Source organism: Desulfobacterales bacterium, from assembly GCA_029211065.1.
Classification (GTDB): Bacteria; Desulfobacterota; Desulfobacteria; order Desulfobacterales; family JARGFK01; genus JARGFK01.
Genome location: JARGFK010000128.1, coordinates 1 through 11,853 on the forward strand (window position 1 = coordinate 1; position 11,853 = coordinate 11,853).

The window sequence follows — 11,853 nt, forward strand, 5'->3', positions numbered from 1 at the left end:
CCAAAAACCCTTTTAAAGGAAAAGCGCCCTTTTTTATACCATTTTAAAATTTACACAAAAGATTATACACTACCTTTTTCTGCAAGGCCGGCGATTGTAAGATTATAGTCGTTTATATAATCTTCTCGCAACATCTCGCCCGGGTGTGTCGGTTTTATATTTCTTTCACCGTTATATTTTATACTCATAATCTCCCTCTCAATGATAGTCTGTTATTTCAAAGTCATACGCATCACCTTCAATGAAACGAAAAGTCATTTGTTTAAACGTTGGCTTTTTACCGATTCCGGCCCAAGGCTGAAATCGGTAAGTTTAAGCAATCTGCTCCAAAATGAAGCTAAATAGTTAATATTTAAGAAGGGACCCCGTTATCTCCAACGAAAAGTCATTTGTGAAAACGTGGGATGTTACCGATTCCGGCCCAAGGCTGAAATCGGTAAAATTGTACGTTCAAAACAAAAAAACGGCAGGGCCGTTGTTAACCCGACTCCACATTACTATTAAACCCCATTCGAGTTTATGATAAAAAAACTATTCGGTCTGAAGATGGTATTTCAAGAACTAACCTGCCGGAGGAGGTTTTAGATCTGCGCTTAAATGTAAATCATGATCAACATTTTGCTGATTATTTTTATTTTTTAAAATAATATTAAGTTGTTATATATTATTTAAGTGACTAAAAATCATGACTTCCAACATTTTATGAAGTAAATATCATCAAATTATGTCATAAACACCCAGGACTTCATCCCAAAAAATCAAACATTTATTCATTCAAAACCAATTTATCGTAACCACACATAATTTTATAACAATATAATAACACACTGAAAACAATAAGTTTATTAAACTTAAGAAACATTTTTGGGCAGAACAAGGTATAATTTCTATGATTACAACGCTAACTGGCACGTGGTTTGCTTAATTATTAATTGAAATCGAGTTATGACTTGACTTAAAAAGGCAAAAGGAGGGTATCATGAAAGCAATTATCTTAAAAATACACAAATCTAATTCAATGAGATTCACGCAAGGGCTACTAGTGCTTCTGTCGTTTTTAATCGTCCTCGGCTTTGCGAGCGGGGCAGTTGCGTATACCACAAACGCCAATGGTGGGGGCGACTGTGCCACGCGGGCTGGTGTCGACTGGCAGGACATCTGGGATCAAGGCTCATCGACTTGCACGCTTGGAGCTGACCTATCAGGATTTATTGTTATCGAGAGCAGCAAGATTACCTTAGATGGAAATGGGAAAACCTTAACTGGAGTTGGTGGAAGCGGTGTCTCTATTCAAGGGCCACGCGGTACTATATTAGAAGAAGTTACAGTCAGAGATCTAACTATTCAAGGTTTCAATATAGGTATTTACTTATTCAACAGCAAATTCTGTAAAATCTACAACAACAATTTTATAAATAACGATACCCACGCCACAGTTGACGGCGTTAACGAAGATAACAAATTTTTCTTCGACTCATCCATCGGCGGCAACTACTGGGATAATAATCAAAATTGTGATCCGGCAAAGGTTTTCTGCGACTCACCATATCTCATTTATAACAATTCTGGTATTATCCAGGCCCAAGATGATTTCCCGTGGACCAAGCCAGATGGATGGAAGACACCTACGACGGCGTTGGACATCAAGCCCGGTTCTTGCAACAATCCGGTCAATGTTAAAAGCAAGGGCGTGCTGCCGGTTGTGGTTCTTGGATCCAGTACTTTTGATGTGGGTACAATCGACCTTGAATCTTTAATGCTGGCAGGTGTTGCCCCCATTAGGTCCATGATCTTAGATGTACTTGACATTAAGAATACTACAGACACGTGCGATGAACTAGGCGGCGACGGTATTCCGGACCTTGTACTCAAGTTCAGGACCCAAAAAATAGTGGACGCTCTGGGAGATGTCGTTGATGGTGACTTTGTAAAATTACACTTGACGTTGTTGGATAATAACGGAAATCCAATAGATTTAACTGATACAATCTTTATTATAAAGAAAGATAAGAAAGATAAAGAGAAAAAGAAGTAATCTAATCCCACTTTTTTCATAGTCAGAGCGGCAGGGTCCTTGGCGGTCCTGCCGCTTTTTTTATAATGAGTCTCCATGCAGCCCCGCAAAACGGGATCTCCGCTTCGTTTCAACAAACAGCAGATATTTTTTTATTCCCTCACCCTTAACCCTCCCCCAAGAGGGTGTGTTACAATTGGGCGGTGGAGGGGCTAATTTTTTCACAATCGTTCTTTGACAACTAAAAATAAATAGGGGAAGTGCATCATTGGCTTCTGATTAACCACCGTACCGACAATATCATTACCAATACCCTGGCAGGTGGGGATATTCCCCTCGCTATTATGCCACCGCCAGCGTAGTCAGGCCGGTCAACTTTCCAATTAAACCGGCGGCCCCAATAATTGAGATCATTCGGGCTAAGTTAAAACAGGTGGCAAGCAGGGAGGTTTCGGCTCCCACCCCGGCAAGCCCTCTCATCAGAAAACCATCTGTCTTCAGGTTTCTCTTGATGTGGCCAAAAGGATGCCCCACCCGCGCTTTGCGTCTGGCATAAATCGCTTGCGAGCCCGCCTCCTCATATTTGGCTTCCAGCTTCTCTTTAACCGTTTCGCGGGCCAACCGTTTAATACTTCGACCTTTTTTGGCTGAGGTGCACTGCCCGTAATACCCACAACGATGGCATAACCCACGGTCAATGAACTGGTATTGTCTTTTACCGTTGCTGCGATCTGTTCCGTAATAGTTCAATCGCTGGCCCGTGGGACAAAAATAGCAATCTTGCCCCTGGTCATAGGAGAAATGGCTCTTGCTAAAGGCTTTTTCTTCTCCGTGCCTTGCCTGCCGCTGGGAGGGAACAATCACTTCGATTCCTTGAGCATCGATCTTTTCAAGCTCTTCCGTGTCGGCATATGGTCCGGCTTTAAACCGCCCATCAGCCATATAAAGGAGAGATTATGATGGACTTCCCGCTCCAATTTGCGGGAACTCCTGATTCCATAAGAATAACCATAAACCAAAAGCTTTAGCATAGCCTTGGGATCATATTCCGAATTGCCGACTTTATTCGGATTGATTTCGATCCCTAATGTGTTAAAATCCAAGGCCGCTACAAAAGCATCGTAGGCACGCACCGGATTATCATCGGCAACATAGTCTTCGATGCTTTTTGGAAGTAAGGCCATCTGATAGCGAAGGCCGAATCGATATGCCATAGCGTGTTTCCTTTCTTTGCCGCGTATAATAGCATATCTGGTGTTTGCCTTCATAGCGAAATACTATATATGTTAAAAATTTTCTCCCTACCCAATTACGACACAGTCTCCAAGGTGAGGGAATTTTGGGTTACCCACCCAGCAAGCTGTGAGGAATTTTCAAGTTAAATATGGTTAGCGCTTGATGTGTTAAACGGGACTACTCCTGGATGGTGCGGATAAACCCGTTATTGCTGGAAGCACCGACATCTGCCTGAACGGCAAAATCGTCAAAGTAAACATTTGTGGAACCTTTTCCAAAGGTATGCAACCCCAGTTCCGGCTGCAGCAAAGGGCTCGATGTAGGTGAAGTCAGGGTGTTTGAGCGGATAACGGCATTTGGTTCGTCAATGGAATCAATTAATTTCACGACATTCTGTCCCAAACCACTGTTTATGACATCCCACTGGACCAGGGTAAAATAATCATTGGTTGCCGACCAGTCCGCCACTTCATCCGGCGGCCAGTAAACATTGCCACGTAAAATTGAACGCTTATTAAAATCCAGCGGGCTATTATTAGCTGTCCCATAGCCGCTGGTATCTCCGATATACGCTTTGATATAATTATCCCGGACCCGGTACCCACTGGCTGTTGCTGTAGCTGACGAACCGATTACCTGTATCGGTTCATTTACAAATGTCCCTGTCGTATTTTTCATTGTCAGTGTCCCAGCAGCGGTATTGCCGGGCCAGGAGCCGGATGAAATGATCGGAGTGCCGGCCACAACTCCCCGAGCGCCGCTGGTTTGCCCGACAACGGTGTCTAAATTTTCAATCGCAACAGGTCCGCCGTTGCTAAAAGTTACTGAAGCCACCTCCTTGACCCTCACCATGAGGGTTGCCTCGTTAATGGGGAATATGGGATACGAAGTATCTCCTGCGGATATTTTGGCATCATCAATGTACCAGCCTTCATAATAATTTAAGGCATTATCATAACTATCAAAACGAAATCTGATTTTGATGGTTAGCCCCTTATAAGCCGAAAGATCAATGAATCTTTGCTGCCAAACGCCAAAGGTATCTTCTATTAATACTTGTTCCAGACCGCTCCAGTTCACACCACCGTTTGTTGAAATCTCGACATGTTTTTGGTCATACAGGACGCCACCTCCCGGTTCAGTTTTAATCCAAGTCCAATAGGACAACTTAACACTACTGCTAGTCGGATACAATTTAATGTCCGGAGAAACAAGCGTCGCGCTGTTTGTAACCCCGGTATCATAATTCCTTGTCAATTCTTTTCCGTAATACCAAGAATTGGTGCTACTCTTAGAACGGTATGTCGTTCTATGCCAAAGGTTCGTCGAACCCTTTAGCGGTGCGGGTGTTGTCCAACCGCTTAGTGATCCTTCCATATTATCTGCGAAAAAATTATTCAGGTCCTTGTATGCCAGCCACTTCCTGGTATTTCCGGAACCTGTCCCTTGCCACAGGACGATTAAGGTTTTCTTGTCTACTGGCACAATATTATTATCAAGGTTATCTAAAATAGTTGTATCCGTGTTGTCACCGCGAAGGAAGGAAAGACCATAGCTATTGTTATCATTGTCAAGCCGAAACGACAAACCAGCGGCAAAATATTTCGGAATCGGAGATGGGTCAAAGCCACCTACTGGTGGGGGATTGGGATCAAAACCGACCTTCACTTGAGCGTCATAGCTTAAAAAATTAGGGTCACCATATAAGTGGGCTGCGGCCAGATCTATGTTTGTTGCGGACGGTTCAAATTTGATCAGGCTCCCTGTGAGCGTTCCCCCAAGTGAATCTGTTCCGGTCACTCTTAAGGCACTGCGACCCATGTCTAATGCAAAGTTATCTAATGTTGATGTTTTCCAATTTGTTAAATCTGCGAATGTTTCTTTGAATTCTTTGCGTTCTTCAGCGGTAGAAGGCAGTGGCACATGGTACACCACTTCCCGGCTGGCGGCCCCTTCCACCGGCTCCTGACCAAAGATGCCGGTGGAATGAAGCTTTACAAATTTTTGTAAAACAATCATCTCCCGGTCCGCTACGCTAAAATCCGGCATATTGGGATCAGACGGATCCTCAATTCCAATTAATTTTCTATTGGTAACATCATTTTCTTTGTAACTATACAGATGGTTATTGATCATGATGGTGCCATTGCGCAGCGGCAGCCCGCTAGTCCGATCATGTGCCTGAAAATCTCCTCCTTTGGTCACGGTTTGTAGCATCTCACTTTCGGCAGCATACAACACATCCAATCCCACCGGAAAATAAGAATTGATATTTTCTTTCATGGTAAAAGTGACATTTACGCCCGACACACTGACATCGTCGTATCTATAAATGCTGGTGGACTTAGGACCGATTTTCAACCAGCCCGGTTTTCCGATGATTACACCGGGCGGAAACCCGCCGGGAACTTTTGTTTTCAGGGTCTTCGTCCCGATGGCGGGCCGTTCAATAATTTTAAAGTAATAGGGATAAATTTTTAGATCAAACTGCCCGGCATTATTGAGCAGGGTAAAGGCTGCGGCATTGTGCAGGTTTTCCAGCTCCGTATCTCTGTCTGACGCGCTCAAATAACGGCTCTCGGCATAACGGTATCCGGATTCGGCCAGAAAATAGGCCCGGGCGGAACTGTTGGCCCCCACCTGGCCGAACATGGATGTGCTGGTCAGTGACACCATGGCAGCCCCTAAAGCGGCCAGCACCACCATGGTGATGATCAGGGTGACAAGGATACTTCCTTTGTCATTCAGCCTGATTTTATGAAGATTTGATAATTTCATAATAATCTATATCGCAGATAGAATTTACATAAAATCTACAATGTACATAAGAACACGGTTTTAAAATCCCTCCCGCCCTCCCTTTACGAAAGGGAGGAGAAGAGTAACCCCTGCCCTTTTTTCCAAAGGAAGAACTTGGGGGAAGGAAAGTTTTTCCCGCATTAGTCCCCCTTTGGAAAAGGGGGATTTAGGGGGATTTCCGAATTTAGAAAGTCTGCTACCATCCTGTAAATGGCATCAGTGACGGCATCGGTTTCATTTAGAACTTCATTGCTGTTAAAACGCATAACCGTCAGTCCTAAGCCGGCGAGAAACCTATCACGAATTTTATCCCGCTGGGATTCATCTTTTTTCCGATGCTGCGATCCGTCCACTTCAATGACCAATTTCACTTTTGACGCAAAAAAATCAACGATATAGTTCTGTATCGGCTTTTGCCTGTAAAACTGCACACCCAAGAGTTGTTTGCCCCGCAACCGTGACCAGAGAACACGTTCGCTCTCAGTCAGGTTGCTGCGCAATTGGCGCGCCTTGTCTTTAAGGTTTGGGCGGTAATGCAGCATATTTCGTCTTTTTTTTAAATCCCCCCTGCCCCCCTTTTTCAAAGGGGGAAATACTTCCTCTCATCCATATAAGGAGGTTGACAGCCTGTGCGCGACCGCATTCAGACAGGAGAAGAATTTCTTAAAAAGGGAAAAGATTTTTTTAAATTCCCCTCGCCCCCTTTTTTAAAGAGGGTAACTTTTCTCCTCTCTTTTAAAAAGCGGCTCGACATGAGCTCGCCGAATGTGGAGGTTGGGAGGGATTTAAAATTGGCATCCTATTTATGAATGCATGTCCTTAGTTCCCCGTATTTCTCGGCCTCACCGTCGTGCTAAAGGTTTTATCGCCGACACCACTGTCCTCCCGGCTCATCACGATCACAACGTCAATTAAAGACAGTTCTTTGATGTCATCCGCAATTGTCCAGAGGGACGAATTACTCTTATAATAAGTCAAAGTGAACTGCGTAACGTCATCGATCAATATATCCCCGACACTTAAATCCGACAGGGTCACCGCGGCGCCTAAGTTAAAAAACATTTTTAGGGTGCTGCCGTCCTTTGCTATGGCTCTGCGACCGTCAATGTGATCATAGATGATATAAGGATTGGGCTGCGTATCAACCCGGGCGGCAATGGTGGTTATTTCCATCATCTCACGGTTGATGCGGGCCATGGCCAGTTGGGCTTTCTGGGCCATGTGCGCGTTTTCTTTAGTGATCACGTACCCTTTTGCAGCCATGACGATCCCCATGCCTGCCAGGGTAAACATCAGCGCGAAAATAACCATTGAGGCAATAATCTCAATCAATGTGAATCCGGATTCAGGATTCTTGTATTTGGAGAATATTTTCATAACTGCGATAATCTTTAAATCCCCCTGGCCCCCTTTGGAGGCTGTGTTGTAATTAAAAAAACCAGAGCTCCAAGAATGTTTGTCATTCCGGGCCTGACCCGGAATCCAGAATATTTTCAATCACGCTAAAGCGTGACTGGATGCCGGACCAGGTCCGGCATGACGTGAAGAAAACCAATCTGATTTTAAAATTGCAACACAGTCTCTAAAGGGAAGAATTTCTTGCTCCTTGATCCCCGACACCCGAGACCTGATCCCTTGCCCCCTTTACTAAAGGGGGAATCCCCGTTCCCCTGTTCTTTCTCGTCACTCGTCACTATTTACTCGTTACTATCTTTTGCGTCTTCAGCCTATTTTCTAAAAAGCACCGTCAGCGACTGGTTGTTGACTGTAATGGTTACCTTCAAAAGGTTGTTGATCCCGGAAGTATCCGGTGTTTCGTTACCGCCTGCAAATGTAATATAGCCTGTTACAGCCGTATAATCCCCATAATAAGGCGTATTGGTGGATATATTGCCGCCTTCAATATTGCTTTTAAAGGTGCTGAAATCATAACTTCCGTTCTTATAGTCATCTTCATAGTCCGCGGTAATCTTTTCCATGACACTGTTAAGGGAAAACCCATCCTGGACCATCACAACCGCCTCACCACCGCGTGTCAGGCTGGTACCCATGTACTCCACCAGCATGGACCCCAGAAACGCTGCCATAATAAAGGTAATAATAATTTCCAGCAGTGTGAAACCCCGTTCATTATTTTTATATGAAAATCCCCCCCATCCCCCCTTTGCCAAAGGGGGGCAAGGGGGGATTTCATGATTCGTTGTGACCAAGCAGGGCATAAAGGTTGGTATGAATGTTTCTTTCACTGAATAAACCCGGTGTTTTTGGTAATAATAATTGAGCGTGAGCCTGAACCGTCTGTCACCGTAAGGGTGCGGTCCGCTGCTTGTGCAATCTGGGCATCCGCATCGGTGCAGGGTTTACCCAAGCCATCAAAAGACACAGTGCCTGAAGTGACACTCATGCCGCTGGGCAACGTGATGGTGGGGCTGTCGCCGCCCGGAAGCAGTATGGGATTTCCATCCCCTTTTTTAGACAGGAAGTAGGAATTCCCGCTTAACTGGATGTACCAGACCGTATTGGAATTCATGGAGCGGGTCTGGGCGTAACGCAAGTGAGTTTTGATTACCTCGGTCCGGGCGATCAATTCAGTGTCGCTGCTCATCAAACTGCCGGCTACAACAGCACTGATGATGGCCAGGATAACCATGACCACGAGCAGTTCGATCCAGGTAAAGCCACGATTGTTGCGGATAATCAAACGCATTATTATCCTGACTGTTTGCTGTATAAGCTTAAAGCTGTCCGGGCAATTAGTTGTCCACCGGTTAAAACTTTATACTATATCGCTTTGAAAATCCCTCCCAAGAGGCTGTCCGACAACCTTTAATTCCTCTCCCCCTTGCGGGGAGAGGTTAGGTGAGGGAAGAAATAAATTCATTTGGTTACACCCCCCTCTCCCAAGATGGGAGAGGGAGTTATCGGACGTGCTCCCAGCCTCCACATTCGGCGAGCTCATGTCGAGCCGCTTTTAAAAAGGGAGGAGTGGGATAAAGGGTGTTTCAGGTAGATTTTATAAAAATCAACCATCAGCAACGCAATTTTCTAACCACCTTTTCATAAGTCTTAACGGATGCGTTGAAAACTGTCTGATTATAACGGATAAAATTAAATTTCTCAACCGATTGATAATAAAAAAGGCAGCCTTCGGATTATTTCCGAAGCGCTGCCTTTTCCCAAGCTAATTAAAAAGATTATTCTGATTATGACCCCCAGTTGATACCGGTAATTGTCTTAGTTCTACTCTCCGATGCAGCGATAGCTTCTTCACTCATGGTTTTCGAGGAAATAATCGTAATAACCAGATTGCCGGTAGCAACATCTTTTGTCCAAGTTACATTAAAATCGCCAATATCGACGCCGGGCGAAGTTTCTGCGCCAGAACCGAGTAAATCGTTAGCAAAATGCTTAGTTCCATCAGTAGATAATACAGTAACATTGGTAGGGGCTTTTTGGTATAACAGAATATATTTTGAAAATGCATGATTGAATCGTGCCGCTGATTCCGACAATGCACCATTCAACGATGCTTTCACCGCATCATCCTGCATGGAGAAAAACTTGGGCACCGCTACCGCCGCCAAGATTCCCATGATAATGATGACAGCAATGATCTCAATCAGGGTAAAACCTTTTTCATTTTTTAGCATTTTTCTATTTTTCATGACTTAATCTCCCTTTGCCCAAGTATTGTAAAATGACGGCTTAGTTTTATATGGCATTGATTTTAAATTAGTTTCAATTGTCAGCCTTAGCTAAAGCATATTTGATGCCAAAAATAAAAACAGGTCTGGCGCCCCAATCGAAAGTTATAATTATTTTAAATATAATCAGATTGTTATAAATATATCTGTTCCTTCACAAGCAAACCAAACCCAATCCGGACTCATCTGTAATCTCACAGTATTGCCTATTTTACACTTCCAAACCCCTGAATTTCAACAAATTTTGCAGAATCGGCTCCATAATGTGTGGGTAAATTAGGCTGAAGGAAGAAAAAGGGATTGGGATCGGGGATCAGGGGTCGGGTGCCGGGGTTTAAGGTTCGGATTCTTTTACTATAAATCCCCGTTAGAAACGGGGTTTTTTTTTAAAGAACTATATTGAAAATATTGAAACTCAGCTTTTCTAAACGTATTTAATCCGCTTGTTTCCCGTTTTTAAATACGGATATATCGATATCAAATTTCTTAATACGATGCCAGAGGCTTCTTTCTTTTATCCCTAACATTTTGGCGGCCGCCACCTGGACTCCGCCGGCTTTTTTGAGCGCGTCGATTATTATTTCTTTTTCAAGCCCCTGCAGGCGCTTGTCGATGTCGCCGCTCTTTTCGACATCCAGTTTTTCATATATTTCAAATGAACGCAGACGTCCATCAAAAGCAGCGGACTCCGGTCCTCCGGCAAGGACATTCTCCTGCTTCGCCGGGTCGATGTTGCCCAGTTCCCGGGTGACGGTAATCGGCAAATGCTTGGGTTCGATGACTTTGTCCGCCAGAACCGTTGCCGACTCCACTGCGTTCTGGAGTTCGCGGACATTTCCCGGCCAGGAATACGCGGTTAAAAACTGCATGGCAGCGGGTGATATCTCCACCTTTTTTTTGAATTTCGACAGGAACCGCTCCACCAGAAGGGGAATGTCCTCTCTTCTATGCCGCAATGGCGGCAGGTTCATGGTAAACACATTGAGCCGGAAATAAAGATCCTGGCGAAATTTTCCCTCCTCAACCATTTTGGCCAATTCCCTGTTGGTTGCGGCAACAAACCTGACATTGACCTTGACCGATTGCAGCCCCCCCACCCGCTGCACCAGGCCGTCTTCGATGACCCGCAGGACTTTGGCCTGGGTTTCCAGGGGCATATCGCCGATTTCATCCATGAAAATGGTGCCGCCATTGGCAATTTCAAATTTGCCGAGCTTCCTGGAGTCTGCGCTGGTAAACGCCCCCTTTTCATGCCCGAACAATTCGCTTTCAAGCAAACCGCTGGGAATTGCAGCGCAATTAATCGCAATAAACGGTTTTTCACGTCGCTGACTGTGCTCATGAATGCTGCTGGATATGAGTTCCTTGCCGGTACCGGTTTCTCCCAGGATCAGGACGGTGGAATCGGTTTCAGCCACCTTCATGATCTGATTGAAAACGCCGCGCATGACCTTGCTCTGGCCGATAATGGCGGGAAACAACTGGCGCGACTCCACCTTGCCCAACAATTCGGTCACCTGATCAAACAAAAGGTTAAACCGGCCCATATCGTCTTTTTTGATATTTTCGGCAGCTCCTGGCGGAAGGTTTTTTAAAATTCCCAGGCTTTCCGTTTTTGCGAAAAAGCGATCCAGGGGCACCAGAATGGTCCGGGCAATGAGCAGTCCTACAAAAAAGGTAAAAATAATCAGGATCGTCCCCCAGAAAGAAACCGGCCAGATGGGTTCGAGCCCCTTTTTCATGTAATACATGGTAATGTTGTAGGCGACTATTGTGGACAGCAAAGCAACACCGGCTGTGATCATCGGGATAATTGCATACAGACTGATGTTGTATCTTTTTTCTTTCATTTTTTCTTTACCTTGAATGTTTCATTATTAAAGATCAAATTAGTCGTGTTAACCAACTGCACAGGGTTCAGGCTGAAGGCTAAAGAGAGGTGTCAGGGATCGGGGATCGGGGATCGGGGAAGAAACACTTTCGCCCCCTGCCCCTTGTTCCCTGCCCCTTGTTCCCTGCCCCTGTTCCCTGCCCCTGTTCCCTGCCCCTGTTCCCTGTTCCCTGTTCCCTGTTCCCTGTTCCCTGTTCCCTGTTCCCTGT

The 11,853-nt window shown here is 45.0% G+C and carries 9 protein-coding genes and 1 pseudogene; 1 reads left to right on the plus strand and 9 read right to left on the minus strand.

The annotated features are described in order from the left end of the window. Positions 1-979 precede the first annotated feature (979 nt). On the plus strand, positions 980-2,035 hold the full coding sequence (locus P1P89_19885) for a NosD domain-containing protein (protein ID MDF1593775.1): 1,056 nt from the start codon (positions 980-982) through the stop codon (positions 2,033-2,035). 321 nt (positions 2,036-2,356) lie between these two features. On the opposite strand, the pseudogene P1P89_19890 reads toward P1P89_19885, so the two are convergent. The 9 genes and pseudogenes from P1P89_19890 to P1P89_19930 all read right to left on the minus strand — a co-directional run bounded on the left by P1P89_19890 (position 2,357) and on the right by P1P89_19930 (position 11,603). Then, positions 2,357-2,830, minus strand: a pseudogene (locus P1P89_19890) (transposase). Positions 2,831-2,874: 44 nt separating this feature from the next. Further along, positions 2,875-3,228: a transposase gene (locus tag P1P89_19895; protein MDF1593776.1), complete on the minus strand. Its 354-nt coding sequence runs from the start codon at positions 3,226-3,228 to the stop codon at positions 2,875-2,877. A 199-nt stretch (positions 3,229-3,427) separates the two neighbouring features. Further along, positions 3,428-6,028: a choice-of-anchor J domain-containing protein gene (locus tag P1P89_19900; GenBank protein ID MDF1593777.1), complete on the minus strand. Its 2,601-nt coding sequence runs from the start codon at positions 6,026-6,028 to the stop codon at positions 3,428-3,430. Positions 6,029-6,189: 161 nt separating this feature from the next. After that, positions 6,190-6,591, minus strand: coding sequence for a DUF559 domain-containing protein (locus P1P89_19905; protein ID MDF1593778.1), 402 nt, complete (start codon positions 6,589-6,591; stop codon positions 6,190-6,192). Positions 6,592-6,868: 277 nt separating this feature from the next. Next, the gene (locus P1P89_19910; protein MDF1593779.1) at positions 6,869-7,426 is read right to left on the minus strand and encodes a prepilin-type N-terminal cleavage/methylation domain-containing protein; all 558 of its coding nucleotides are present in this window, start codon (positions 7,424-7,426) and stop codon (positions 6,869-6,871) included. A 350-nt stretch (positions 7,427-7,776) separates the two neighbouring features. After that, positions 7,777-8,295, minus strand: a complete 519-nt coding sequence (locus P1P89_19915; protein MDF1593780.1) for a type II secretion system protein — start codon at positions 8,293-8,295, stop codon at positions 7,777-7,779. Next, positions 8,292-8,756 carry a type II secretion system protein gene (locus tag P1P89_19920; protein ID MDF1593781.1) on the minus strand — a complete coding sequence of 155 codons (465 nt, stop codon included), beginning with the start codon at positions 8,754-8,756 and terminating at the stop codon, positions 8,292-8,294. Before P1P89_19920 ends, P1P89_19915 begins: the two co-directional genes overlap by 4 nt. Before the next feature lie 496 nt (positions 8,757-9,252). Continuing rightward, positions 9,253-9,714: a prepilin-type N-terminal cleavage/methylation domain-containing protein gene (locus tag P1P89_19925; GenBank protein MDF1593782.1), complete on the minus strand. Its 462-nt coding sequence runs from the start codon at positions 9,712-9,714 to the stop codon at positions 9,253-9,255. A gap of 473 nt (positions 9,715-10,187) precedes the next feature. Then, the gene (locus P1P89_19930; protein MDF1593783.1) at positions 10,188-11,603 is read right to left on the minus strand and encodes a sigma 54-interacting transcriptional regulator; all 1,416 of its coding nucleotides are present in this window, start codon (positions 11,601-11,603) and stop codon (positions 10,188-10,190) included. Between the last annotated feature and the right edge of the window lie 250 nt (positions 11,604-11,853).

Coding starts and splice junctions, on each gene's coding strand:
- P1P89_19885 (MDF1593775.1), top strand. CDS start 980: ATGAAAGCAATTATCTTAAAAATACACAAATCTAATTCAATGAGATTC.
- P1P89_19895 (MDF1593776.1), bottom strand. CDS start 3,228: ATGGCATATCGATTCGGCCTTCGCTATCAGATGGCCTTACTTCCAAAA.
- P1P89_19900 (MDF1593777.1), bottom strand. CDS start 6,028: ATGAAATTATCAAATCTTCATAAAATCAGGCTGAATGACAAAGGAAGT.
- P1P89_19905 (MDF1593778.1), bottom strand. CDS start 6,591: ATGCTGCATTACCGCCCAAACCTTAAAGACAAGGCGCGCCAATTGCGC.
- P1P89_19910 (MDF1593779.1), bottom strand. CDS start 7,426: ATGAAAATATTCTCCAAATACAAGAATCCTGAATCCGGATTCACATTG.
- P1P89_19920 (MDF1593781.1), bottom strand. CDS start 8,756: ATGCGTTTGATTATCCGCAACAATCGTGGCTTTACCTGGATCGAACTG.
- P1P89_19925 (MDF1593782.1), bottom strand. CDS start 9,714: ATGAAAAATAGAAAAATGCTAAAAAATGAAAAAGGTTTTACCCTGATT.
- P1P89_19930 (MDF1593783.1), bottom strand. CDS start 11,603: ATGAAAGAAAAAAGATACAACATCAGTCTGTATGCAATTATCCCGATG.